We start from the raw sequence: 26,212 nt of genomic DNA, 5'->3' as shown, positions 1-26,212 counted from the left end.
TGCGCCTTTCTGGTTGTGCTAGCTACCAGAAAGGCGCACGGGCGCTCCGCGCCACACGTCGGCGAGCAGGTCGTACGTCTTCAGCCAGGACTCGGTGTTCTCGGCATGGGAGGCGACGATCAGCTCGTCGGCCTGCGCGTGCTCGGCGAATTCGTCGAGGTACGTCTTGACCTCGGTGGGGGTGCCGACGGCCGAGTAGCGCACCATCTGCGCGACCTGCTGACCCGCCGGGGACGTCATGATGAGGTCGACCTCCTCGGGGGTGAACTTCTGCCCGCGACCGACCATCTGCACCACCCGCCGCCGCAGGGACGCTTCGAACTGCCGGTGCGCGTCCTCGGTGGTGTCCGCGGCGATGGCGTTGACGCCGGCGATGACGTACGGCTCGGACAGATCCTCGGACGGCTCGAACCGCTCCCGGTACAGCGTGACGGCGTCGACGAGCGAGTCGGGGGAAAAGTGGGACGCGTTGGCGTAGGGGAGTCCGAGCTTCGCGGCGAGCTGTGCGCCGAACGTCGAGGACCCGAGGATGTAGAGGGGAACGTTCGTACCCTTGCCGGGGATCGCGTCGACGCCGGGAACCCGTGACACACCGCGGAGGTATGCCTGGAGTTCCAGCACGTCCTGCGGGAAGCGGTCCGCGGACGCCGGGTCGCGGCGCAGCGCATACATCGTCTTCTGATCACTGCCCGGGGCGCGTCCGAGTCCGAGGTCGATGCGACCGGGGTGCAGTGTCTCGAGGGTGCCGAACTGCTCCGCAATCGTCAGCGGCGCGTGGTTGGGCAGCATGATGCCGCCGGCGCCGAGCCGGATGCTCTCGGTGTGCGCGGCAACGTGCGCGATGAGGACGCTCGTCGCGGATGAGCCGATCGACGGCATGTTGTGGTGCTCCGCGTACCAGATGCGGCGGTACCCGCGGGTCTCCGCGAGTTGCGCGAGCTTCACGCTCGCATCGAAACTGTCCCGCGCCGTGTCGCCCTCGCGGATGTAGGCCAGATCGAGAATCGACAGAACAGCGCTCACGGGATTCGTTACCTTTCGTCACCAAGAACAGGCGCGAGAGGTCAGCCTCGCGCACTACCTCTGGGTGCAACCGCAGAGGTAGTGCGCGTATTCCGGGCGGCCGGAACGGTCAGGCGTCGACGAGGGGACGCAACGTGCGCCCGGTGAGTTCGACGATGCCGGGTTCGTGCCCGTTGGCGACGAGATTGAGGACGATGCCGTCGATTCCCGCGTCGAGGACACGGGCCTTCAGCTGTTCGGCCACCTCGTCGGGGGCGCCGCAGAACTGCCGGTCGGTGGCGGCGGCGCGTTCCTCGTCCGACGCCTTCGACAGGTCGACACCCTGCGTGAGCAGGAAGTCGTGCTGGAGCTGCCGGGCGCGGTCGCCGTCCTCGTCGATGATGACGAAGGCGAGGTAGCTGGTCTCCAGCGTGGACCGGTCGCGACCGATCTCCGAGCACCGGGCATCGAGGGCCTCGAGCTTGCGCGGCAGTTCGCGGGCGTTGCAGATGATGTTCAGGTGGTCCGCGAACCGGGCGGCGAGACCGAACGTCTTCTTCTCACCGCCACCTCCGAGCATGATCGGCAGGTTGTCGCGGATCCGTGGCTCGTTGATCGCGTTCTCGACGTGATACCACTTGCCGTCGAACGTGGGACGTTCGCCGTGCAGCATCGGCGCGATGATCTGCAGTGCCTCGTCGAGCCGTTCGAATCGGTCGGTGAACGTGCCGAACTCGTAGCCGTACTGCTTGTGCTCGAGTTCGAACCAGCCGGCGCCGATTCCGAGGACGGCCCGTCCGCCGCTGGCGACGTCCAGGGTGGTCACCGCCTTGGCGAGCATGGGAGGGTTCCGGTAGGTGTTGCCGGTGACCAGCGCGGACAGCTGGATGTTGTCGGTGGCCGTGGCGAGGGCGCCGAGGGCGGTGTACGCCTCGAGCATCGGTTCGTCGGGCGCACCGATGCCCGGCAGTTGATAGAAGTGGTCCATCACGAATGCGGTGTCGAAGCCCGCGGATTCGGCCTCACGGGCCTGCGCGATAACGGTCGGGAACAGGTCCGCGACGGGGGTGGAGTAACTGAAATTCGGCATCTGATATCCAAGGCGAATAGTCACCCGTTCGACGCTACTCGGATGGCGGCTGCGGCACCTCCCCGAATTCGAGGGTAGGCGGGTGCGCACCCTGGGGTGCCTGGTGGAGGCGGTGCGTGTCGAGCAGGCTGACGGTTGGTGCCATAGCAGTCGCCGATCCGACATCCGCGACGACTCTGCGCAGTGGGGTGATGGAGTGCAGAGCGCAGCCTGAGGGGGAAAGATGAATTTCGATTTCGATTCGCAGCAGCAATCCGGCGGCACGGCGTGCGCCTGCCCGGAAAGGCCCGCGCCTGTCCGGCCCGACGTCGCCATCGTGGAGCGCCCGCTCGGGCGCCCGGCGCGAGCGGCCGTGGGCGCCTTCCCGCTGACCGCGGCGCAGCGATCCATCTGGTTCGCGCAACAGCTCATGCCGGAGATTCCGTACGTCATCGCCCACTACGTCGATCTGCGCGGTCCGGCCGAACTCGCCGTTCTGCGTGACGCCACCCGTCGCGCGAATCGCGAATTCGGCTGGGGAGCGGTGCGCCTGCTGGACATCGACGGGCAGCCGCATCAGGTCGTGGACCCGACCGTCGACGACCGGGTGCTCACCACGGACCTTCGCGGCGAGGACGATCCCGTGGACGCTGCCCATCGCTGGATGCGGAACGACCGGAGCGCTCGCACCGACATGTACGACGGACCGCTCCTCGTCTCGCACATTCTGCAGCTGGGCGACGATCACTACTACTGGTACTCCCGCGCTCACCACATCGTGTCGGACGGGTACGCCGCGATGATGCTGATGAGCCGCACGGCCGAACTGTATGTCGCCGCCATCGAGGGCAGGGAGCCGCCGGACAGCCGGATCGTGGGGCCGGAACGTCTCGTGCGGGAGGACGCGACCTACCGTGCCTCGACCCGGTTCGCCCGGGACCGCGACTACTGGCGCGACTCCGGCGGCGACCTGGCGTCGGTCCTCAGCCTCAGCGGCCGCACGGCGCGACCGGGCACCGACGCCCGGACGGCGACCGGGCACACGAGCCCGAGCGGGAACTCACGGAATTCGACGGCCGTGACGGTCGCCGCCTTCGCCGCCTACCTCGCCAGGATGACCGGCGTCGACGACGTCGTCCTCTCGTTGCCGGTGTCGGCGAGAACGACGGCCCGCCTCAGGTATTCGGGCGGTTCGGTGTCCAATGTGATTCCGTTGCGGCTGAAGGGAATCGGCTCTGCCACCGTAAGTCAGGCGGTCGGAACCGCCGAGACGGCGTTGACAGCGGCACTGCGGCATCAACGCTACCGCCGCGAGGACATCGGCCGGGACCTCGCCACGGGCGGTGTCGAACTCATGCATTTCGGTCCGGTGGTCAACGTCATGATGTTCACGAAGGAGATCACGCTCGGCTCCGTGAACGGGACGGTTCGCGTGCTCACCACCGGTCCCGTCGCCGACCTCGCCGTCAACATCTATCCGGGGGCCGAGGGCAGTGCCGCCCGCATCGACTTCGAGGGAAACCCGGCACTGTACGACCACGCCGAACTGACCGGACATCACGCGCGTTTCCTCGCCTACCTCGACAGGTTCACCACATCGGTCGAGTCGGAACGACCGGTCGCCGACCTCGACGTCTTCCTCGCCGGCGAGCGCGGAGATTTCGCTCCCGCGCAGGGACTTCCGGATGCCGACCCGATCACACTCGACCGCATCCTCGCGGGGACCGTCGCGGACGCCCCGGGGGCGATCGCGATCCGCGACCGCGGGCGGGAACTGTCCTACGGCGACCTGGACCGGCTCGCCGGCCGGCTCGCCCGCGTCCTGACCGGCCGGGGCATCGGGCCCGAGAGCATCGTCGCGGTCTCCATCCCGCGGTCGCTCGAGTCGGTGCTGGCGTTGTGGGCCGTCGCGAAGGCCGGCGCGGCCTACGTTCCGATCGACCCCTCGCACCCGAGCGCTCGCATCTCGTACACCCTGGACGATTGCGGCGCGACGGTCGGGCTGACCGTCCGCACGGAGCGCGCCCGACTGCCTGGCACCGTCGCATGGCTGACCATGGATATCGACGACCTCGAAAACCTCTGTGAAGAAACCCTCCCCGGTGCGGAACGGACCCGGCCGCTACTCGTGGACCATCCCGCGTATCTGATCTACACGTCCGGGTCGACGGGAGCGCCGAAGGGCGTCGTCGTCACCCATCGCGGCCTTGCCAACCTCGCCCAGGAGATTCGGGACAAGTACGCGGTGTCCGCGCGTTCTCGTGTCCTGCATTTCGCCTCACCGAGCTTCGACACCGCTCTCGTCGAAGTATTCGCGGCCTGTGTCGGCGGCGCGACGCTCGTCGTGACCCCGCCCGGGGTGTTCGGCGGTGAGGAACTGTCACGACTGTTGCGCGACGAACACGTCACTCACCTCCTGATGACGCCGTCCGCCCTGGCCGCCATCGATCCCTGCGCGATGGACGAACTGGAGTTGGTGCTGGTCGGAGGGGAGGTGTGTCCTCAGGCGCTGGCGCGGCGGTGGGCCGGCGGCCGGACCATGCGGAACGCGTACGGTCCGACGGAGACGACGTGCAGCGTCACTCTCACGGATCCGGTGTCACCGGACGAGCGGATGACGATCGGCGCTCTGATGCGCGGTGTGGACGCGGTGGTTCTGGATCACCGTCTACGTCCGCTTCCGCCGGGCGCTGTCGGTGAGCTGTACCTCGCCACCCCGGCACTCGCCCGCGGCTACCATCGGCGCCACGGGCTGACCGCTGCCCGGTTCGTCGCCGACCCGTTCGGCCGCAGCGGATCCCGGATGTTCCGCACCGGGGACGTGGTGCGGTGGACGGCGGCAGGGACGCTCGAGTTCCTGGACCGAGCGGACGACCAGATCAAGATCCGAGGGTTCCGTGTGGAGCTGGGCGAGATCAACGCCACGCTGAACACGCATCCGGGCGTCGCCTTCGCCGCGACGGTGGTGCAACGGAATCCGGCCGGCGACCCGAACCTGGTGTCCTACATCATGGCCGACGGGGACGCGTCGATCGATCGCGAAGCGTTGAAGGCGCACCTGGCACGGTTCCTGCCGGAATACATGGTTCCGAAATCGATCATGCTCGTGGACTCGATCCCGTTGACTCCGACGGGAAAGCTCGACCGGGCGGCGCTCCCGCTGCCGGAGTTCGGCTCGGATTCGGTGCTTCATCGTGACCCCGAGACCCCGGCCGAGCGCCGCGTCGCGCGGGTATTCGCCCAGGTGCTCGGCGTGGATTCGGTCGGCGCCGACGATTCCTTCTTCGATCTCAGCGGCGATTCACTGTCGGCCATCCGGGTGGTCGCGACGATCAACGCCGAGTTGGGCACCACGCTGGGCGTGCGCGAACTCTTCGACGCACCGACGGTCGCGGCACTCGCACGGACGATCGCGGAGGCCGGCGCACACCCGCAGAACGCGGGGCACCCCCGCGGGCCGACGTTGGGCGCCGCACCACTGCCGGACCTGGTGCCGCTGTCGCCATCGCAGTACTTCATCGACCGCACCGTCGTGCAACCCGCTCTCCACAACATCCCCTTCACGGTACGAGTGCGCGGCGGATTCGACGTCGACGCGCTGCGCTCGGCGATGGCGGATGTGCTGGGCCGGCATCGTTCGCTGCGGACGGTGTTTCCCGACTCGCCGTCGGGGCCGTACCAGCGTGTGCTCGACGTGGCCGATGCGTTGCCCGACCTGACTCCGGTGGAGACCGGCGCCGCGGACGTGGAAGCACAGACGTCGGAACTGCTGTCCGCGGGATTCGACGTGCGGCGTGAGCCTCCTCTGCGCGCCCGGCTGTTCCGGCTCGGCGACGGCGACCACCTTCTGGCCTGCGTCGTCCATCACATCGCGGCCGACGGCTGGTCGCTCGCACCCTTGGCACGAGATCTCGCCGACTCCTACCGTGCCCGGTCGACCGGCAGCGAGCCCGCGTCGGAGCCGCCGGTCGTGCACTACGCCGACTACACGGTGTGGCGTCGGGCCTTGCTCGGCGACGAGAACGACCCGGACAGCATCGCCTCCCAGCAGATCGCCCACTGGACGAAGGAACTGTCGGGACTTCGGGGGGAGCTCGCGCTGCCCACCGATCGCCCCAGGCCCCGCCGGTGGACCTATCGAGCGGGACGACTTCCGTTCTCGCTCGACGAGCATGCGCACCGAGGCCTGCTGGCCACCGCGCACGAGCACCACGCCAGCCTGTTCACGGCGCTCAGGTCGGCAGTGGCGGTCCTGCTCGCCCGCGTCAGCGGCGACCCCGACATCGCGATCGGAACTCCGATCGCGGGCCGGGGAGACCCGGCGCTCGACGACGTGGTGGGAATGTTCGTCAACACGCTCGTTCTGCGCACCCGGGTAGACCCGACGATGACGCTGTGCGACATCGTCGATCGGTCACGCGGCGTGGAGCTTCGCGCTCTGGCAAATGCCGACGTGCAGTTCGAGCGACTCGTCCAGGTGCTCGATCCGCCGAGGTCACCGTCCCTGCACCCGCTGTTCCAAGTCGCGCTGTCGCTGAACAACTTCGCTCCCGCAGCCCTGAACGTGTCCGGGCTCGACTTCGAGGTCACACCCCGTCCACTCGACATCGCCAAGTGCGATCTGCATTTCCACTTCACCGAACGTCACGACGTCGACGGGCGGCCCGACGGTATCGATGCCGAACTGGTGTATTCCGCCGACCTCTACGACGCATCCACCGCACAGGGTTTCGTCGACACGCTGCACACCATCGTCGACCCGGTCGGTAGGTGACCCCGCGGAATCGACGTGGTAGAGATAGCTCATGAGCGGCATCCGGAGATCTGGTCGGGCAGCGGCGCTCGTCGCGGTCGTCCTCGCACTGGCCGCCTGCTCCGACCAAGCCGGCACCGCAGTGAGCGAGCCGTCGACAACGACGACCGTGTCCGCCGCGGACACGTCCAGCGCCGAGGCGACCACACCCGCGAGCCTGCCGTACACGGAGACGGAGTTGCAGGTCACGGGTTCCACCGGCCGTGTCGGCTACGACGTCCTCATCCCGCAGATCGAGGGTGGAAATCCGGCGGTCACCGCCGAGTTCAACGAATCGATGCGGGCCGCACTCCAGGACCAGATCGACGGCTCGGGCACCGACGCCTTCACGTTGAGCAGCCAGGAGCACAGCGTCGCGCACATCGGCGAGCATGTGATCAGCGGTCTGCTGGTGACGTCGTGGAACGCCGATCCGCCAGGTGCGCATCCCACCCCGATCGTCGCGACGGTGGTGGTGAATGCCGATACGGCCGCGCCGATCACGCTCGCCGATCTCTTCCCCGACCTGCCGGCGGGACTGCAGGCGCTGTCGGACGAATCCGCGCGTCTGCTCCCCGCGACGGTCGCGGGACCGGATTTCGAGCGCAGCGGCATCGAACCGACCGAGGCGAACTTCGCCAACTGGCTGGCCACCCCGGCAGGCATGGAGATCCATTTCAACGATTATCAGGTGGGACCGCACGCCATCGGACTCGTCACCGTCACCGTGCCGTGGGACGCCCTGGCCGACGTGATCGACCCCGCTCTCGCTCCCGTCGTGTCCAGTTAGGCGCTGCCCGACCGCTCACCGGGAACGAACCTGTGGCTGCCCCGGTGCCGCGACCTACCGTCCCAGACAGGCCTTTGCTGCCGAATGTGTCTGTCGAATGGGAGAGGAGCGCGCCCGTGAGTGCACGCACCGAAGTTGATGCTCGTGCGAATCGGATCGGCGACGTGGACGCGGTTGTCGTCGGCGCGGGATTCGCGGGTCTGTACGCCGTCCACAAGTTGCGGAGCCTGGGTCTGACCGTCCAGGGTGTGGAGGCGGCGGGAGGCGTCGGCGGAACGTGGTTCTGGAACCGCTATCCCGGCGCCCGGTGCGACGTGGAAAGCGTCGACTACTCGTACTCGTTCTCGCGGGAACTCGAGCAGGAGTGGGATTGGAGCGAGAAGTACGCCACCCAGCCCGAGATCCTGGAATACATCAATCACGTCGCGGACCGGTTCGACCTGCGTGACCGTTTCCTGTTCGGGACCCGGGTGACCTCCGCGGAACTGGACGAGGAGACGCTCCGGTGGGAGGTGCGCACCGACCGCGGCGACGTCCTGTCCGCCCGGTACTGCATCTTCGCGACCGGTGCGCTGTCCACCGCGAACACGCCGAACATCCCGGGCCGCGAATCGTTCACCGGCGACACTCATCACACCGGTCAGTGGCCGCAGGAGGGTGTCGACTTCACCGGCAGACGGGTCGGGATCATCGGCACCGGTTCCTCGGGAATTCAGTCGATTCCCCTCATCGCCGAGCAGGCCGAGCACCTGTACGTGTTCCAGCGCAGCGCCAACTACAGCGTCCCGGCGGGCAACCAGACGTGGGACGACGAGATGCGGCGCGCGATCAAGGCGGGATACGACGAGCGCAGACGGCTGTCCCGGGAGAGCGGTGGCGGTTCGCCGTACAACGCGCATCCGAAGTCCGCGCTGGAGGTCTCCGACGAGGAACGTCGCGAGGCCTATGAGACGCGATGGAAGCTCGGCGGGGTGCTGTTCGCGAAAACCTTTCCGGACCAGACGAAGACCGAGGCCGCGAACGCGACGGCACGCCAGTTCGCCGAGGAGAAGATCCGCCTGCTCGTCGACGACCCCGCCGTCGCGGACAAGCTGATCCCGAACGATCACCCGATCGGGACCAAGCGGATCGTTACCGACACCCACTACTTCGAAACGTACAACCGGCCGAACGTCACCCTGGTGGATCTGAAGGCGGCGCCGATCGAATCGATCACCCCGTCGGGGATCACCACTGCCGACGCCGACTACGCCCTCGACACGCTGGTGTTCGCCACCGGATTCGACGCCATGACCGGCGCCCTCGACCGCATGCGGATCGTCGGGCGCGGCGGTGTGTCGCTTTCCGAGTACTGGAGTGAGGGACCGAAAACCTATCTCGGTCTGGGTGTTCCGGGGTTCCCGAACCTGTTCGTCGTGACGGGACCGGGCAGCCCGTCCGTGCTGGCGAACATGGTGCTCGGCGCCGAACAGCACGTCGACTGGATCGCGGACTGCATCGAGCACCTGTGGGAGAAGGGCCACGACGCGATCGAGGCGTCCGTCCCCGCCACCGAGCAGTGGGTGGAGCACTGCCGTGAGCTCGCAGCGCAGACCCTGTTCCCGTTGGCGAACTCCTGGTACATGGGCGCCAACATTCCGGGCAAGCCCCGCGTGTTCATGCCGTACCTCGGGGGCTTCGGCGCGTACGGGCGGATCTGCGCGGACGTCGCGGAGGAGGGGTTCCGCGGTTTCGAGTTCAGCCGATCCCGGACGAGGCTGGCCGACCCGGTGGGATAGTTTCCCGGACATTGGTCAGCCGCGCAGGCAATTGCCTGCGCGGCTGACCATTTCGTGGGAGAACGGGGCGAGTTCAGTCGGGGAGTGCGTACGTGGCCCACGCCTGCGCGAGCACGTCACCGTCCCGCGTGCACGTGACGGCGACGTCCGCCATGCGTGTGCCGTCCTGGACGTACGTCTGCTGAAGCGACGACGTGAAGTCCGCACCGGACGGCACGGCCCGCCGGATGCGGGTGCGGAACCTGCGGAGCGCACCGGGGAACTGCTCGGCGCAGTAGCGCTCCAGCAGGTCCACCGTCTGGTCGTCGGGCGTGACGGTCCCGGTGAAGCTGTTCGTCCAGAACTCGAAGACCAGCTGCTCGTCGCGGTTGCGGAAGCGGACGAGCAGGTCGTGGTCGCCCACCCTCCGGACCTGCGCGGACAGGGCGTCGTCCGACGTCCGGTGCGGTCGCAGCAGGAGGAAGTCCTGTTCGACGGCCGCCCCCGGCTCGGGTGCGACGACCACCCCGCTCGGGACGGCGTCGGCGCAGAGCCGGCGAACCTCCGCTGTGCACGGCTGCGAAGAGATGAGTGCGGCCATCGTTCCTCCCAATTCACGGGTATGTGATCCGCACGGTAGTCGTCGCGGCCGGTGAACGGGGGTGTGGTCCCTGTGATCGGGACGCCGACGTCCGCCGAAGTGGGTGGATGCGAAAGCCTCTCGCTGAGTGGGAGAGTCGGGTACCGCTGCGGACCCGTCGCGCCGACTATGAGCTACACCACACCCCGAGGGTGTTCTTGACGTACAGCGAGGCGGAGGTAGACATGGCGCGCAACAGTGCCGTTGACGGCGACGAAGTCCGGATGATCGAAGTGGGATCGGCACCAACGCGTTTCGCGCGGGGGTGGCATTGCCTGGGTCTGGCGAAGACCTTCAGGGACGGCGCCCCGCATCAGGTCGATGCGTTCGGCACGTCGCTGGTGGTGTTCGAGACGTCCGACGGGACCCTCAGTGTGCTCGACGCCTACTGCCGTCACATGGGTGGCAACCTGGCGCACGGCACCGTGAAGGGCGATTCCATCGCGTGCCCGTTCCACGACTGGCGCTGGGGCGGCAACGGCAAGTGCACGGGAATCCCGTACGCGCGACGTGTCCCGCCGCTGGCGCGGACCCGGGCCTGGACGACCATCGAGCGCAACGGGCAGCTCTACGTCTGGAACGACCCGCAGGGCAACCCGCCGCCCGCCGACGTGACGATTCCCGAGATCGAGGGATTCGGCTCCCCGGAATGGACCGACTGGACCTGGAATTCGCTGCTCGTCGAGGGCTCGCACTGCCGCGAGATCGTCGACAACGTGGTCGACATGGCGCACTTCTACTACGTCCACTTCTCGTTCCCGCGCTACTTCAAGAACGTCTTCGAAGGGCACGTGGCCACCCAGTACATGCAGTCGACGCCCCGCCACGACATCTCGGTGGGCACCAGCTACGACGACCCCAATTCGACGCTGCGTTCGGACGCGTCGTACTTCGGCCCCTCCTACATGATCGACAAGCTGTGGAGCGAAGCGAACGGCATGATGATCGAGACGGTGCTGATCAACTGCCACTACCCGGTCACCGCGAATTCGTTCGTCCTGCAGTGGGGCGCCATGGTGAAGAAGCCCGAGGGGCTGTCCGACGAGGTGGCGAACGGCATGGCAGCGCAGTTCGCCGAGGGCGTGGAACTCGGATTCAAGCAGGACGTCGACATCTGGCTGAACAAGTCGCGCATCGACAACCCGCTGCTGTCGGAGGAGGACGGGCCGGTGTACCAGCTGCGTCGCTGGTACCAGCAGTTCTACGTGGACGTCGAGGACATCACCGACGACATGACCAAGCGCTTCGAATTCGAGATCGACACCACCAGGGCGGTGCAGAGCTGGGAGGCGGAGGTTGCCGACAACCTCGCCAACGGCGTCGTCCCGCTCGACACCAACGCCTGAAGCTGGATCGGAAAAGAAGGACACGACAGATGACCCACGAGGTTCTCGACAACATCATGGCGATCGCGGATCAGCTCCGCGATCAGGCGCCCGAGGCCGAGCGGATCGGCCGGCTGCCCGACGACACGGCGAAGAAGCTCCGTGAGGCCGGGCCGATCAAGCTGCTCCAGCCCGGCAAGTACGGTGGCTACGAGGCTCATCCGCGCGAGTTCGCGGAGACGGTGATGGCCGCGGCGTCCCTCGACCCGGCCACGGGCTGGGTGTGCGGCATCGTCGGCGTGCACCCCTGGCAGCTGGCGTTCGCCGACCCGAAGGTGCAGGACGAGGTGTGGGCGGCCGACAACGACACCTGGATGGCCTCGCCGTACGCCCCGACCGGGATCGCGACGCCCGTCGACGGCGGCTACCTCTTCAGCGGTCGCTGGCAGTTCTCGTCGGGAACCGATCACTGCGACTGGATCTTCCTCGGCGCGATGCTCGGCGACAAGGACGGCGCGATGGCCCTGCCGCCGAAGATGCTGCACATGATCCTGCCGCGCAGCGATTACGAGATCGTCGAGGACTCGTGGAACGTCGTCGGTCTCAAGGGCACCGGGTCCAAGGACATCGTCGTCCGGAACGCCTTCGTCCCCGACTACCGGGTGATGGACGCCGACGAGGTCATGAACGGTACCGCGGTGCGGAAGTTCGGGCGCACCGAGACGCTGTACAACATGCCGTGGTCGACGATGTTCCCGCTCGGAATCTCCTCCGCCGTGGTGGGAATCGCCGAGGGCGCTCTGGCCGCTCACCTCGACTACCAGCGCGACCGCGTCGGCGCGCAGGGCACCGCGATCAAGGACGACCCCTACGTGCTGTTCGCGGTCGGCGAGGCCGCGGCCGACATCAACGCCGCCCGCCAGGAACTCCTCGCCAACGTCGACAGGATCTGGGACCTCGTCGAGTCGGGCAGGGAGGTCACGTTCGAGGACCGCGCGGCCGGGCGCCGGACGCAGGTGCGTGCCGCGTGGCGTGCGGTCACCGCCGTCGACCAGATCTTCGCCCGCTCCGGCGGCAACGCGCTGCGCATGGACAAGCCGCTGCAGCGGTACTGGCGGGACGCGCACGCCGGCCTGGCGCACGCCATCCACGTGCCGAGCACCGTCTACCACGCCTCCGCGCTCAGCTCGCTCGGCCTCGACCCGGCCGACAACCTCAAGTCGATGATCTGACCGCCGTCGGACCTCGAAAACAGCAGAAGGACAACACATGACAGACATCAAGGGGCTTGGCTACGTCAAGATCCAGACCAACGACCTGGAGCGGTGGCGCACGTTCGCTTTCGACGTGCTCGGATTCGCCCAGGGCACGGGCCCGGACGAGAACGCCCTGTACCTCCGGATGGACGAGCGCGCGGCCCGCATCGTGATCGTGCCGGGCGAGACGGACGAGGTCGTCACCATCGGGTGGGAGGTCCGCGACCATGCAGGTCTGGTCCGCGTCCAGGAGGCGGTCGAGGGCGCCGGGATCGCCGTCAAACCACTGTCGGTGGAAGAGGCCGACGCCCGCCGCGTCGAAGAGGTCGTCACGTTCCAGGATCCGACCGGTGCGACGATCGAGATCTTCCACGGCGCCGTCCTCGACCACAGTCCGGTGGTGACCCCGTTCGGCGCGAAGTTCGTCACGGGGGCGCAGGGTCTCGGCCACGTGGTGCTGCCGGTGATGGATTTCGGCGGCGCGTTCGACTTCTACACCGAGGTGCTCGGCTTCCTGCCCCGCGGCGCCTTCCGCATCCCGGCGCCGCCGGAGTTCGGTCCGATGCGGGTGCGCTTCCTGGGGGTCAACGAGCGGCACCACAGCCTGGCGCTGTGCCCGGCACCGCACGGCGGTGCACCGGGACTGGTGCACATCATGGTGGAGGTCGACACGCTCGACGCCGTCGGCCAGGCGCTCGACCGCGTCGTCAAGGACGGGTTCTCGGTCTCCTCGACCCTCGGCCGCCACACCAACGACAAGATGGTGTCGTTCTACGTGCGTGCCCCCGGCGGCTGGGACATCGAGTTCGGCACCGAGGGGATGAAGGTGGACGAGAAGTACTACTCCGCGGAGGAGATCACCGCCGACAGCTACTGGGGCCACGACTGGTCCGGAAGCGAGCCGCTGGCGGCCATGTGACGGGTGTCCGGGCCCGGTGCACGCATCCACTCGATGCATGTGCCGGGCCTTTGGGCTGTTCGGGGCCGTTCGCCCAGCACTATTGCAAATAGGTATATGCCTATTTATAGTAAGTGTCGCCAGTCACACACCGCGTCGCCGCACCGAGCAGCGCCGCTACGGAGGTCCCCATGACGACGACACTCAGCCCCACCCCCACCGCCGGCCTCGATCGCGCCGCCCTTCTCCTCGACGCGTTCGACGGCCCGGGCAGGCTCACGCTCGCGCAGATCGTGCGCCGCACGGGGCTTCCGCGCTCCTCCGCGCACCGGATGCTCGAACGTCTCGTCCAGCTGCGGTGGCTCCGCAGGGAAGGCCGGGACTACGAACTCGGGATGCGACTGTTCGAACTCGGGTCGCTGGCCGTGCACCAGGACCGTCTGCACCGGGCCGCCCTACCCTTCCTGCACGAACTCCACCGGCTCACCGGGCACGCCGTGCACCTCGCGGTACTCGAGGGGATCGACGTCGTCTACCTGGAGAAGATCGCCGGACGGTTCGGCGTCGGGTTGCCGTCCCGCGTCGGCGGCCGCCAGCCTGCGCACTGTACGAGTGTCGGCAAGGTGCTGCTGGCCCATTCGCCCGAGTCCGTGGTCGACCGCGTCGTCGAAGCGGGTCTGCCCCGCAGTACACGTTTCAGCATCGACTCACCCGCGGCGTTCCGCGCCGAGTTGCAGAAGACCCGCGAACGCGGAGCGGCCTACGACCGGGAAGAGGATCTCGTCGGCGTCAGCTGCGTCGCCGTGCCGGTGGGCAACGAGGACAACGTGGTCGCGGCCATCTCCGTGTGCGGTCCCAGCAGTCAGATCAAACTCGATCACCGTCTGACCGCGCCGATTCGCATGTCCGCCAAGGGCACCTGGCGCAAGTACATGTCGACCGCGACGCCAGCCGCCGGACGCGCCGACCGATACTCCGCCTGAGGCGGGGCGAAGGAGCACGAATGCCGTTCGACGAGCAGGCCGAGACCATCCTCCGGGGACTGAACGAGAACTTTCCCCGGGTGGAGACCATGACGGGCGCGCAGGCGCGGGCGGCGACGAAGGCGGGACGCAAGGCCGTCGCCGACCCCGAGCCGGTCGGCAGTGTGCGCGACCGGGAGATCCCCGGCGGGGCCGGACCGATCGCGGCACGCATCTATTCGCCCGCGGGGGACCCCGCGGAGTCCCTGCCCGTCGTCGTCTTCTTCCACGGCGGCGGGTTCGTGATCTGCGACCTCGACAGCCACGACGGCTTCTGCCGCGCGATGTGCAACGGGATCGGAGCCGTCGTCGTCTCCGTCGACTACCGACTCGCCCCGGAATCGCAGTGGCCCGCCGCAGCGGACGACGCCTACGCCGCGACGTGCTGGGTCGCGCAGAACGCCCGCGCGTTGGGCGGAGATCCGGACCGGCTCCTCGTCGCCGGCGACAGCAGCGGGGGCAACCTCGCGGCCGTCGCGGCGCTGATGGCCCGGGACCGGGAGGCCCCCGCGGTCGCCGGACAGCTATTGATGTACCCCGTCATCGAACCGGTCTTCGACACCGACTCCTACGAGGAATTCGCGGAGGATCACTTCCTCACCCGCTCTGCGATGCAATGGTATTGGGATCAGTACCTGCCGACGCACCGCGAGACCGTACCCGCCTATGCCGCCCCGGTCCGGGCGGAGAATCTCGGCGGGCTCCCACCCGCGATCGTGATCACCGCCGAACGCGATCCCCTCCGATCCGAGGGGGAGAAGTACGCCGCGGCGCTCGCCGACGCCGGTGTTCCCGTGCAGTGCCGGCGGGTGGAGGGAATGTTCCACGGATTCTTGACGATCGACGCGCTGGCCGCGGCGCAGACCGCGCGGCGGGAGCTGTGGCCTCGGCTCCGGAATCTGGTGGCCGAACCGGTGCGGACTCCGTCCGACTAGTCTTCGTGCTCCGCCTCGTCGTCCGCGTCCCGTGCCGCCTTCATCGCGGCCTGGTACTCCTGCTGCGCCGCGCGGGAGCGCCGGATCGAATGTGATGCGGTCGGTTTCGGCACACCGGGATGCTCCGGCGTCCCTGCGCCGTGCATCCGCTCGACGGCTTCGTCGATGTCGGCGAGCATCTGCTTCGCGAGCTCGCTCTCGGCCGCGTAGTAGCGCTCGGACCACTTGTTGACCATGTGCGCGAACGCCCACGTGGGTTCGACGTCGGAATCGCGGGCGTCGAGCGCGGCCTGCCTGCTCATCCCCTCCACGTACGAGATGTGCTCCTTCAGGGCATCTTTGAGCTGCTCCGGCTCGGTGAGGTGACCGAGCCACATGCGCAGCATCACACCGTGTTTGAGGACGGGTGGATCGATCGGCGCCTCCCGCGCCCAGCTGCGCATGACGGCCATGCCCGCGTCCGTGATCTTGTACAGGCGCTTGGGTTTCACCCGTGCCTCGTCGTCCACGACGGTCCGCGACGTCACATATCCCAGGTCCTCGAGCTTCTTCAGCTCCGAGTACACCTGGCTGAAGGACGGGCTCCAGTAGAAGAACCGCACACTGTACGACGCCCACTTCTTCAGGTCGTAGCCGGACAGCTCCTCGCCGAACGACAGGATGCCGAGTACCGGCCAGCTCGTGGATCGAAGGCCGGCGAACCCGGAACTCTGTGTGGGGTCGGACGATGGCATTTCCCGAGCCTATCAACCGTGCGCCGCCGGCCGGACAGCGCGAAACCCTGCCGCTGGGCGGGACGAGGCATTCCCCGCCGGAAGGCGCCGCGGCCAGGCTGAACGCAACCCGTCGATCCGAGGAGACACGATGACCCGAACCGAAGAACCCGTGCCGGTGGCACGACGCATCGACCCCGCCGAGCTCAAGTCGGTGCTCGGGCACTTCTGCACCGGAGTCACGGTGATCACCGCACACGACGGCGAGAGCCCACACGGCTTCACATGCCAGTCCTTCGTGTCGCTGTCGCTGGACCCGCCGTACGTGTCGTTCAGCCCCGCACGGACGTCGACCAGCTGGCCGCGGCTGCGGGCGAGCGAACACGTCTGCGTCAACGTTCTCGCTCACGACCAGCGCGACGTGTGCGGGACGTTCGCGACCAGCGGCGCCGACAAGTTCGCCGACGTCGGGTGGTCGCACGCCCGCAACGGTGCCCCGGCGCTGGACGGTGTGCTGGCCCAGGTGCAGGCCACCGTCGAATTCGAGCACGACGCCGGTGACCACACCATCGTCGTCGCGCGCGTCACCGGTCTGGACGTGCTCAGGGATGCGCCGCCGCTCCTGGTGTACCGCGGCGGGCTCGGCATCTTCACCGCGGCCACCTAGCCGCGCTGTCTCCCGCTCCGCGGGAAGGGCTGTGGGAAACAGCAATTGACACCGGCAGAGTGTGATCGAGACCACTTCGGAAGGTGTGCACGATGAGCGTAGACGAGCAGAACTGGGACCGGGAGGTAGATCTCCTGGTGATCGGCAGCGGTGCCGGTGGCATGACCGCCGCCCTCGCCGGGGCCGAGCGAGGGCTCGACACCCTCGTCGTCGAAAAGTCCGGGGTGTACGGCGGTTCGACGGCACTGTCGGGTGGCGCCCTGTGGATTCCCAACTCGCCGATCCTCGTCCGTGAAGGCCGCGCCGACGACCCCGACGACGTCCGGAAGTACCTGGAGTCGATCGTCGGCAACAGCGTGCCGGCCGAGCGCCTCGACGCGTACATCGAGCAGGGGCCGGCCATGATGCGGTTCTTCGAACAGAACTGCCCGCATCTCCGGTTCTCCTGGTGCGAGGACTATTCCGACTACCACCCCGAGAACGTGGGCGGACGGCCGAAAGGGCGGACGGTCGAACCGCTGCCGTTCGACATGAACCAGCTCGGCGCCGACGGCGACCTGCAGCGGCCGAACTCCCTCGCGATGCCGGGTGGGCTGTACATGACGTCCACCGAGTTCCGTCACCTCAACATGGTCTTCCGCACCTGGGCCGGACGCAGGACCGCGCTGGGTGTCGGCTGGCGTTCGGTCGTGGCGTTGCTGCGGCGCAGGCGGATGGAGACTCTGGGGCAGGCCCTCGTCGGGCGTCTGCGGCTCACGCTCCAGGAGGCCGAGGTTCCGCTGTGGCTGAATTCCCCGCTGAAGGGTCTGGTCACCGACGAATCCGGAGCCGTCACGGGCGCGGTGGTCGAGTCCGGGGGACGGGAACTGCGCGTGCGCGCCCGCCGCGGCGTCATGATGGCCACCGGCGGGTTCGAGCAGAGCGAGGAGATGCGCAAGCGGTTCCTCCGGGAAGGCGGCAAGGACAACTACAGCGCCGGCTCACCCGACAACACCGGAGACGGAATCGTCGCCGGCGAGCAGGTCGGCGCGGCCGTCGATCTGATGGACGACGCGTGGTGGATGCCGTCGTTCCGGCGGCCGGACGGCATCATGCACGTCCTGGTGTCGGAGCGGTCGATTCCGCCGTCGCTGATCGTCGACCAGAACGGCAAGAGGTTCACCAACGAGGCGTCCCCGTACGTGTCGTTCGTCCACGACCAGATCGCCGGTGGTCACGACCCGGTGTGGTTCGTGTTCGACTCGAAGGCCAAGAGCCGCTACCAGTTCGGTGGGGTGATGCCCGGGCAGAAGTTCCCCGCGGAATGGTTCGAGACGGGGCTGATGCAACGCGCCGCATCCGTCGGCGAGCTCGCGCAGAAGGTCGGCGTTCCCGCGGAGTCGCTGTCCGCGGAGATCGCCCGGTTCAACGGTTTCGCCCGTGCGGGGGTCGACGCCGACTTCGGCCGCGGCGACAGCGCCTACGACCGGTACTACGGCGACCCGCGACTGCCCAACCCGACCATGGACGAGGTGGACCGGGCTCCGTATTACGCGGTGCGGATGGAAGCCGGCGACCTCGGCACCAAGGGCGGGCTCGTGTGCAACGAGCACAGCCAGGTGTGCCGCAGCAGCGGCGAACCGATCCCCGGGCTCTACGCCACCGGCAACACGTCGGCGTCCGTGATGGGCAACGACTATGCCGGTGCGGGCGCGACGATCGGTCCCGCGATGGTGTTCGGCTGGGTGGGCGCTCGGCATGCAGCCGGGGCGGGGCCCCGCAATGTCACCGGGGCGGGGCCCCGCAATGTCACCGGGGCGGGGCCCCGCAATGTCACCTGGGCGGTGAGCTGAGTGCTTCCGGTCGAATGCCGGCGCTGCGGTAACGCGGTGCTCGTGGAGAAATACAGCGAGGCGCACACGAGTGTGCAGTGGCTGGGCGACGCCGAGCAGACCTGCCCGGAGTTCGCACTGCGTGCGCAGGAGGGGGAGCACTCGATGTTCGTCCCCACCTGCGGCGCGCTGCGCGGATCGATCGACGACGCGGTGGAGGACGGGCGGGTGGGGCTTTCCCTGCGCAGCTACCCGACTCCCGGCCGCCTGGACTAGAGAGGACAACCGATGTCACGGATGGCGGGCAAGGTCGCCTTCATCACCGGTGCCGGGAACGGCATGGGACGCAGTCACGCGGTCCGGCTCGCGGAGGAGGGCGCCGACGTCGTCGTCGTCGATCTGCCGTCGGCCGAAGCGGATCTCGCCGAAACTGGAAGGCTGGTCGGCGAACTCGGCCGGCGCGCGGTCGTCGCCCACGCCGATGTGCGTGACGCGTCGGCGTTGCGGGCGGCCGTCGACGCCGGAGTCGCGGAGTTGGGGCCCCTCGACGTCGTCGTCGCGAACGCGGGTGTCTGCGACAACCCCGGCCCGGCGTGGTCGATCGACGACGCGGTCTGGCACGGATCGCTCGACGTCAACCTCACCGGCGTCTGGAACACGGCGAAGGCCGCGGTCCCGGCGATGCGGGACGGCGGCGGTTCCGTCGTGATCGTCAGTTCGACCGCCGGCATCAAGGCGGTGGCCGGGGCCGCCCACTATTCGGCGTCCAAGACCGCCGTGGTCGGGTTGGCCCGGACCCTCGCCAACGAACTCGGATCGCAGTTCATCCGGGTGAATGTGCTGCACCCCGGTGCCGTCGGCACCCGCATGACCCTGAACCCGGAGACGATGGCGCGGTTGCGGCCGGACCTCGAGAATCCGACCCGGGACGACGTCGTCCCCGTCCTCGCGGCGAACCACATGCTGCCCGTTCCGTGGCTGGACTCGCGGGATGTCAGCAATGCGCTGCTGTTCCTGGCCTCGGACGAATCGCGATACATCACCGGCACACAACTCGTGGTCGACGCCGGACTGACCCAGAAGGTGTAGAGATGACAGGTCGAGTGGACGGAAGAGTCGTCCTGGTCACCGGTGCCGCACGCGGGATCGGCCGGGCGCAGGCGTTGCGGTTCGCACAGGAGGGCGCGGACGTCGTGGCCGTCGACCTGTGTGGCCCGGTCGGCACGGTGGTGACGCCACCGGCGAGCCCGGAGGATCTCGAGGAGACCGCGAAACTGGTCCGGGACACCGGCCGCCGGATCGTGACCGCGCAGGTGGACGTGCGCGACGGCACGGTGCTCGCCGAGGCGGTCACCGCGGCGGCCGGCGAACTGGGCGGGCTGGACTTCGTGTGCGCCACGGCAGGCATCACGTCCTCGGGTGCCGCGCTGGACCTCGACGCCGAGACATGGCAGACGATGCTCGACGTCAATCTGACGGGGGTGTGGCAGACGTGCAAGGCGGCGGCGCCGCACCTGATCGAGCGGGGCGGCGGGGCGATGATCCTGACGAGTTCCATCGCCGGGCTGCGCGGGCTCGTCGGCGTCGCCCACTACACCGCGGCCAAGCACGGGGTGGTGGGCCTGATGCGGTCGCTGGCCAAGGAGCTCGCGCCGCACCGGGTGCGGGTCAACAGCGTGCATCCCACGAACGTGGACACGGACATGATCCAGAACGACATGGTGCGGCGGGCGTTCCGGCCCGACCTCGAGCACCCCACCCGCGAAGAGTTCGCGGCGGCGGCCGTGACGATGAATATGCTGTCGATTCCGTGGATCGAGCCGGTCGACGTGGCCAATGCCGCGCTGTTCCTGGCCTCGGACGAGGCGCGGTACATCACGTCCGTCGCCCTGCCGGTCGACGCGGGCAGCGTCAGCCGATGACCGCCGCGGGCAGCACCGGCCGGAATCCCCGAGTCCGCCCCCACACCTGACGATCCGTGGTAGAACAGGTGTCAGTTTTGGGGGCGGACGAAGGGTGATTCCGTGGATCTCGAGGCCGTCGCCGCGATCAGCAGGCTCAAGTACGCGTATCTGCGGTCCCTGGACACGAAATGCTGGGACGAGTTCGCCGACACGCTCCTTCCCGACGCAACGGCGAACTACGGCGAGCATCTCGCGTTCGAGTCGCGGGACGCGCTCGTCGAATTCATGAAGTCGAATCTGGGGCCGCAGACCATCACCGAACACCACTGCGGTCACCCGGAGATCGACGTCGACGGCGACACGGCGACCGGACGCTGGTACCTCTCCGACATCGTGCTGATCCCGGAGCACGACATGGTGCTGCGCGGGGCGGCGTTCTACTCCGACCGCTACGTCCGCGGACCGGACGGCCGATGGCGGATCGCCCACACCGGATACGAGCGCACATACGAGGCGGTGATGTCGCTGGCCGACATTCCCAGCTTCCGGCTGACGTCCAACCGGTGGGCAGCCGACACGGAACCCGGCAAAGGAGACTCGTGATGGGGACACTGGACGGCAAGGTCGCACTGATCACCGGCGCCGGTCAGGGCGTGGGCGCCGGCATGGCGTTCGCGCTGGCCAAGGAAGGCGCCCGGATCGCGGTGGTCGGGCGAACAGAGTCGAAACTCGTCGACACGTGCGCCGCCATCGCCGACTTCGGCCGCGTCGCCGAGCCGATCGTCTGCGACGTCAGCAAACGCGATCAGCTGGGCCCGATGGTCGACCGAGTCGTGGACGCATTCGGTGGCATCGACATCCTCGTCAACAACGCCAACGCGAGCGCGCTCGGACCGCTCCTGGACATCACTCCGAAACTATTGGACCGTGCCATGGCCGTCGGTCCGGTGGCCACCCTGTTCCTCATGCAGCTGTGCTACCCGCACCTGAAGGCGCGCGGCGGCGGCTCGATCATCAACCTCGTCAGCTCCTCGGCGGTGCGGTGGGACACCAGCGGTTACGGCCTCTACGCGGCCACCAAGGAAGCGATGCGCTCGCTCACCCGGACCGCGGCCAGCGAATGGGGTCCCGACGGAATCCGCGTCAACGCGATTGCGCCGCACGCACTGTCACCGGGCCTGAAATGGTGGACGGAGAACAACCCCGAGGAGGCCGCCGAGTTCGTGAAGTCGATCCCGCTCGGCCGGATCGGTGACTGCGAGCAGGACATCGGACGTGCCGTCGTCTTCCTCGTGGGCCCGGACGCCGGCTACCTGTCGGGTGCCACCATCCCGCTCGACGGTGGTCAGGCGCGCTGGAGCTGATCGCCGCCGATTGCCCCGAGCTTGCTCATTTCCCTCCCATCCGGTAGGAATTGCGTCGTGCATACGACTCACCTGGTGCGACGCCTCACCGTCGACCTGTGCCGTACGTGCGCCAACATCTGTTGTTGCTGATGGTCCGGCGCGCGTACCGCGTGCTGTCCACTCCTCGGTAGCCTCCGGCATCCGGTCATTCCTCACGCATTCTCCGCGTTCGCAGGTCCGGGCCGGTGCGCCCGTACCCAGGCACCATCACCTTCGCGGAAAGACACCATGAGCACTGCATTCGAAACCAGAACTGCGTCGCTGACGCTCGACAAGTTCGGCCCCCACTTCGGGGCCGAGATCATCGGCCTGGACGTCGCGTACGCCACCGACGACGAGGTCGCCGCGATCCGTTCGGCGTTGACCGAGCACAAGGTGCTGGTCCTGCGGGGTCAGTCACTCGACGACACGAGTCACATCGAGTTCGGTCGCCGGCTCGGCCGGCTGACCGCGGGGCACCCCGTCCACGACAGCGGCGACGTCGCGCAGGAGGTGTACGCACTCGACAGCCAGGACAACGGTTTCGCCGACGTGTGGCACACCGACGTGACGTTCATGAAGCGACCGCCGCTGGGGTCGATTCTCCGCCCCGTCGTCCTCCCACCGCACGGCGGCGACACCAACTGGGCCGACAGTCAACTCGCGTACGAGTCGCTGTCGCTGCCGATCCGGCAGATGATCGATCAGCTGACCGCGGTGCACGACGGCAACCGCGAGTTCGGGTACTACCTCGCGCAGAAGCGGGGCGGCAAGGGAAACGTCTGGGACGGTGAGGAAGTCACCGCGCTCGTGCCCGTCGAGCATCCCGTCGTGCGGGTGCACCCGGAGACGGGACGCAAGGGCATCTTCGTGAACCCGGGCTTCACGTCCCACATCGCCGGAGTGTCCGAGGCGGAGAGCCGGGGAATCCTCGACTTCCTCTACGCCCACCTGACCAAACCCGAGCACATCGTGCGGCACCGCTGGCGCCTCGGCGACCTCGTGCTGTGGGACAACCGCAGCACCGCGCACTACGCCAACCGCGACTACGGAACCCAGCACCGCGTCATGCACCGCATCACGCTGGAAGGTGACGTGCCGTTCGGCCCGCAATAGAGCAACCTGCGCATTCGCCGGGCGCGCGGCGTCCGCAGCGACTACCGTCACGATCCGTGACCCCGGCATCGGACATCTCACGACGCAAGTTCCTCGCCTCCGCCGCGGCGGCCGGCGGTGCCGCCTTCCTCAGCTCGTGGGCGGGCCCGGTCATCGACCGCGCCTACGCGCAGGACCCGGGCGGCAGCGGGTCGCTGAACGACATCGAGCACTTCGTCTACCTCATGCAGGAGAACCGCTCGTTCGACCACTATTACGGCACCCTGTCGGGGGTGCGCGGGTTCGACGACCCGTCACCGGCGTGGCAGCAGTACGGCTGGACTCCGGGTGCCGGGCCCACCCCGACCGGGTTTCTCAACCCGTTCCGGCTCGACACCACGCAGGGCACACACCTCGACGGCGAATGCATCAACGACCCCACCCATTCGTGGGGTCCGCAGCACGACGCGTGGAACGGTGGCGCGATGGACCGGTGGATGCCGGTGCACATCGCGCACGAGGGGCCGCTCAACGGTCCCGCGACGATGGGCTACTACACGCGAGCCGACATCCCGGTGCACTACGACCTCGCCGACGCCTTCACGATCTGCGACCACTACTTCTGCTCGGTGCTGGGACCGACGGACCCGAACCGGCTGTACTGGATGACCGGAACGATCGACCCGGACGGGCTGGCCGGTGGGCCGCTGGTCGAGACGCCGACGGTGATCCCCAGGTTCGTCTACTCCTGGCGCACCTATCCGGAGAACCTGCAGGAGGCCGGCGTCAGCTGGAAGGTGTACGCCAACAAGGATCTCGGTCCTGTGTCGAGTGTCGCACTCGACGGGATGCTCGGCTGCTTCACGCAGTACAGCGACCCGAATTCGGAACTCGCTCGCCGCGGTCTCGATCCGACGTATCCGAACGACTTCCGGGCCGACGTCGCGAACGGCACGCTGCCCGCGGTGTCCTGGATCGTGCCCAACATCTTCACGTGCGAGCATCCGGCGCTGCCCCCGGCCGCGGGCGCGGTCGGGATCGTCGAGGTACTCGACATTCTCACGTCGAACCCGGCGATCTGGGAGAAGACCGCGCTGATCATCAGTTACGACGAGAACGGCGGTTTCTTCGACCACGTCACCCCGCCCACGCCGCCGCCGGGCACCCCGGGCGAGTATCTGACGGTTCCGCTGAACACCGTGTCGGAGAGCGAGAACAACCCGGGACCGATCGGCCTCGGTTTCCGGGTGCCGTCGCTGATCGTCTCGCCGTACAGTCGTGGCGGCCTCGTCGCCTCCGACACGTTCGACCACACGTCGCAGCTCCGGTTGCTGGAGAAGCGATTCGGCGTGCCCGTCCCCAATCTCACCGACTGGCGCCGCGGCGCCGTCGGCGACATGACGTCCGCGTTCGACTTCTCGTCGGCGCCGAACGCCGGCATTCCCGTGATGACGGACCCCGGGCCACGCCTGCAGGCGGCGATCGCGCAGTGCGGGCCGAACGTGGCCGCGGGGACGCTCAACGCCGGTACGCCCTACCCCGTCCCGCCGAATTCGATGCCCGTGCAGGAACAGTCGCCGCTGCGGCGTCGCCCCAGCGGGCTGATCATGTAGCGGACTCTCTGACTCCTGCTCGATGAGCGAACGGCGGCGGCCGATCCGAGCTCAGGGGCGGAGGGCGTCGACCTCTTCGCCGGAGGTCGAGGGATCCGGCGTCTCGTCGGTGGTCCCGCGCGTGCGCTGGCGGTAGATCCCGATTCCGACCACGACCACGGCGAGTCCCATCGAGACGTACATCTGGCTCCTGGTCTCCGGCAACACGAGCATGCCGACGCAGAGCGCGATGATGGCGGCGATCGTGCACCACGTCAGGTACGGGAACAGCCACATCTTCAGCGACAGGTCCTTGCCCTCCGCCTCGAGGCTGCGCCGCATGCGTAGCTGCGCCACCGAAATCGCCAGCCACACGAACAGGGCGATCGCGCCCGAGGAGTTGACGAGGAACAGGAACACGGTGTCCGGGTACAGGTAGTTGAGGCCCACGGTCAGGAATCCCACGACCGTCGAGACGAGCACGGCCTGGCGGGGAACTCCCGACGATCCGATCTTCGACAACGAGGCCGGGGCGTCGCCGCGGCGGGAGAGCGAGAAGATCATGCGGCTCGCCGTGTACAGGCCGGAGTTCAGGCAGGACAGCACCGATGTGAGCACGACGACGTCCATGATGTTGCCGGCTGCCGGGATGCCGAAGGAGTCCATGACGGCGACGTACGGGCTCAGCGCGACGGAGGCATCGTCCCAGGGGAGCAGCGTCACGACGACGGCGATGGAGCCGATGTAGAAGATGAGGATGCGCCACACGACGGAACGCACCGCGTTGCGCACTGCCGCCACGGGGTTGGCGGATTCACCGGCGGCGATGGTGGCGATCTCGGCGCCGAAGAAGGAGAACACGACGACGAGGACCGCCGCGAACACGGCACCTGCCCCGTTGGGGAAGAACCCGCCGTGACCGGTGAGGTTGCTGAGGCCGGGGGCTTCGACTCCGGGCAGGGCTCCGCAGATCGCGAGGACGCCGAGCACCAGGAAGATGACGATGGCCGCGACCTTGATCGACGCGAACCAGAACTCGAACTCGCCGAACGACTTCACGGACGCGATGTTCGTCAGCGTGAGCAACACCATCAGGATCAGTGCCCAACTCCACTGCGGGACGTCGGGGATCCAGCGGTTCATGATGACGGCGCCTGCCGTCGCCTCGATGCCGAGGACGATGATCCAGAACCACGCGTAGAGCCAGCCGATGCTGAAGCCGGCCCATCGGCCGATCGCGCGGTCGGCGTACGCCGAGAACGATCCCGTCTCGGGGTTGGCGGTCGACATTTCGCCGAGCATGCGCATCACCAGGATGACGACGATGCCCGCGAGTGCGTAGGCCACGAGTACGCCGGGGCCCGTCTCGCGGATCGCGACCCCGGAGCCCACGAAGAGGCCTGCGCCGATCACCCCCGCGATAGCGATCATCGAGAGGTGCCGCTTCTTCAGTGTGTGCTGAAGCTGCGGATCGGTGGTTCCTGACATGGAGAAATCCCTTCGGCGCTACTCCGGGTGTGATGTGCGTCGCTGATTCGGAAAAGTGTGTACGAGGCGTG

Annotated in this window: 22 protein-coding genes; 17 read left to right on the top strand and 5 right to left on the bottom strand. The window is 68.0% G+C overall.

The annotated features are described in order from the left end of the window. Positions 1-18: 18 nt before the first annotated feature. Together QM806_RS20830 and QM806_RS20825 are read right to left on the bottom strand one after the other, a co-directional pair. On the bottom strand, positions 19-1,023 hold the full coding sequence (locus QM806_RS20830) for an LLM class flavin-dependent oxidoreductase (RefSeq protein WP_007297605.1): 1,005 nt from the start codon (positions 1,021-1,023) through the stop codon (positions 19-21). A gap of 109 nt (positions 1,024-1,132) precedes the next feature. Then, the gene (locus QM806_RS20825; protein ID WP_005570385.1) at positions 1,133-2,116 is read right to left on the bottom strand and encodes an LLM class F420-dependent oxidoreductase; all 984 of its coding nucleotides are present in this window, start codon (positions 2,114-2,116) and stop codon (positions 1,133-1,135) included. A 199-nt stretch (positions 2,117-2,315) separates the two neighbouring features. Here QM806_RS20825 and QM806_RS20820 point away from each other — a divergent pair, with 199 nt between their 5' ends. The 3 genes from QM806_RS20820 (at position 2,316) to QM806_RS20810 (ending at position 9,431) form a co-directional block, all read left to right on the top strand. Further along, positions 2,316-6,845 carry a non-ribosomal peptide synthetase gene (locus QM806_RS20820; protein WP_283292681.1) on the top strand — a complete coding sequence of 1,510 codons (4,530 nt, stop codon included), beginning with the start codon at positions 2,316-2,318 and terminating at the stop codon, positions 6,843-6,845. 31 nt (positions 6,846-6,876) lie between these two features. Next, complete coding sequence (locus QM806_RS20815) at positions 6,877-7,653, top strand: RsiV family protein (RefSeq protein ID WP_005258985.1); 777 nt, start codon at positions 6,877-6,879, stop codon at positions 7,651-7,653. A gap of 155 nt (positions 7,654-7,808) precedes the next feature. After that, a complete protein-coding gene (locus QM806_RS20810) occupies positions 7,809-9,431 on the top strand; it encodes a flavin-containing monooxygenase (protein ID WP_043789044.1) in 1,623 nt (540 codons plus the stop codon). Positions 9,432-9,504: 73 nt separating this feature from the next. Here QM806_RS20810 and QM806_RS20805 read toward each other — a convergent pair whose 3' ends face one another. Next, positions 9,505-10,011 carry a hypothetical protein gene (locus QM806_RS20805; protein ID WP_054247606.1) on the bottom strand — a complete coding sequence of 169 codons (507 nt, stop codon included), beginning with the start codon at positions 10,009-10,011 and terminating at the stop codon, positions 9,505-9,507. A 224-nt stretch (positions 10,012-10,235) separates the two neighbouring features. On the opposite strand from QM806_RS20805, the gene QM806_RS20800 reads away from it, so the two are divergent. From QM806_RS20800 to lipP1, 5 genes are all read left to right on the top strand, one after another. Beyond that, entirely contained in the window at positions 10,236-11,396 is a 1,161-nt protein-coding gene (locus QM806_RS20800) for a 3-ketosteroid-9-alpha-monooxygenase, oxygenase component (RefSeq protein WP_005258974.1), read from the top strand. A gap of 29 nt (positions 11,397-11,425) precedes the next feature. Beyond that, entirely contained in the window at positions 11,426-12,607 is a 1,182-nt protein-coding gene (locus QM806_RS20795; protein WP_283292677.1) for an acyl-CoA dehydrogenase family protein, read from the top strand. 37 nt (positions 12,608-12,644) lie between these two features. Beyond that, positions 12,645-13,550: a biphenyl-2,3-diol 1,2-dioxygenase gene (bphC, locus tag QM806_RS20790; RefSeq protein WP_065492253.1), complete on the top strand. Its 906-nt coding sequence runs from the start codon at positions 12,645-12,647 to the stop codon at positions 13,548-13,550. 170 nt (positions 13,551-13,720) lie between these two features. Further along, the gene (locus tag QM806_RS20785; RefSeq protein ID WP_005565317.1) at positions 13,721-14,512 is read left to right on the top strand and encodes an IclR family transcriptional regulator; all 792 of its coding nucleotides are present in this window, start codon (positions 13,721-13,723) and stop codon (positions 14,510-14,512) included. A gap of 20 nt (positions 14,513-14,532) precedes the next feature. Next, positions 14,533-15,486: a LipP1 family hormone-sensitive lipase gene (gene lipP1, locus QM806_RS20780; RefSeq protein ID WP_283292675.1), complete on the top strand. Its 954-nt coding sequence runs from the start codon at positions 14,533-14,535 to the stop codon at positions 15,484-15,486. On the opposite strand, the gene QM806_RS20775 is transcribed toward lipP1, so the two are convergent. After that, positions 15,483-16,220, bottom strand: a complete 738-nt coding sequence (locus QM806_RS20775; RefSeq protein WP_005258965.1) for a PadR family transcriptional regulator — start codon at positions 16,218-16,220, stop codon at positions 15,483-15,485. The two genes, lipP1 and QM806_RS20775, sit on opposite strands and share 4 nt — an antisense overlap. A 130-nt stretch (positions 16,221-16,350) precedes the next feature. On the opposite strand from QM806_RS20775, the gene QM806_RS20770 reads away from it, so the two are divergent. The 9 genes from QM806_RS20770 to QM806_RS20730 all read left to right on the top strand — a co-directional run bounded on the left by QM806_RS20770 (position 16,351) and on the right by QM806_RS20730 (position 24,674). Then, positions 16,351-16,866 (top strand): flavin reductase family protein, encoded by a 516-nt coding sequence (locus QM806_RS20770; RefSeq protein ID WP_005258963.1) that lies wholly within the window; start codon positions 16,351-16,353, stop codon positions 16,864-16,866. Positions 16,867-16,958: 92 nt separating this feature from the next. Then, entirely contained in the window at positions 16,959-18,698 is a 1,740-nt protein-coding gene (locus QM806_RS20765) for an FAD-binding protein (protein WP_283292672.1), read from the top strand. Next, positions 18,699-18,953: a hypothetical protein gene (locus QM806_RS20760; RefSeq protein ID WP_005251194.1), complete on the top strand. Its 255-nt coding sequence runs from the start codon at positions 18,699-18,701 to the stop codon at positions 18,951-18,953. 12 nt (positions 18,954-18,965) lie between these two features. Next, complete coding sequence (locus tag QM806_RS20755; RefSeq protein WP_210461368.1) at positions 18,966-19,766, top strand: mycofactocin-coupled SDR family oxidoreductase; 801 nt, start codon at positions 18,966-18,968, stop codon at positions 19,764-19,766. Positions 19,767-19,768: 2 nt separating this feature from the next. Beyond that, the gene (locus tag QM806_RS20750; RefSeq protein WP_037204455.1) at positions 19,769-20,599 is read left to right on the top strand and encodes a mycofactocin-coupled SDR family oxidoreductase; all 831 of its coding nucleotides are present in this window, start codon (positions 19,769-19,771) and stop codon (positions 20,597-20,599) included. Between the two features lie 102 nt (positions 20,600-20,701). Next, positions 20,702-21,184, top strand: coding sequence for a nuclear transport factor 2 family protein (locus QM806_RS20745; protein WP_120660407.1), 483 nt, complete (start codon positions 20,702-20,704; stop codon positions 21,182-21,184). Further along, on the top strand, positions 21,184-21,945 hold the full coding sequence (locus QM806_RS20740) for an SDR family NAD(P)-dependent oxidoreductase (RefSeq protein WP_283292669.1): 762 nt from the start codon (positions 21,184-21,186) through the stop codon (positions 21,943-21,945). Before QM806_RS20745 ends, QM806_RS20740 begins: the two co-directional genes overlap by 1 nt. A gap of 270 nt (positions 21,946-22,215) precedes the next feature. Continuing rightward, on the top strand, positions 22,216-23,082 hold the full coding sequence (locus tag QM806_RS20735; protein ID WP_283292667.1) for a TauD/TfdA dioxygenase family protein: 867 nt from the start codon (positions 22,216-22,218) through the stop codon (positions 23,080-23,082). 56 nt (positions 23,083-23,138) lie between these two features. Then, entirely contained in the window at positions 23,139-24,674 is a 1,536-nt protein-coding gene (locus QM806_RS20730) for a phospholipase C (protein WP_054247304.1), read from the top strand. 51 nt (positions 24,675-24,725) lie between these two features. On the opposite strand, the gene QM806_RS20725 is transcribed toward QM806_RS20730, so the two are convergent. Next, complete coding sequence (locus QM806_RS20725) at positions 24,726-26,141, bottom strand: amino acid permease (RefSeq protein WP_283292665.1); 1,416 nt, start codon at positions 26,139-26,141, stop codon at positions 24,726-24,728. Positions 26,142-26,212 lie beyond the last annotated feature (71 nt).

The sequence above is a fragment of the Rhodococcus sp. IEGM 1351 genome (assembly GCF_030056875.1).
Lineage (GTDB): Bacteria > Actinomycetota > Actinomycetes > Mycobacteriales > Mycobacteriaceae > Rhodococcus_F > Rhodococcus_F opacus.
Note: the sequence above shows the minus strand (reverse complement) of the source record. Positions and strands in the feature narration are given on the sequence as shown.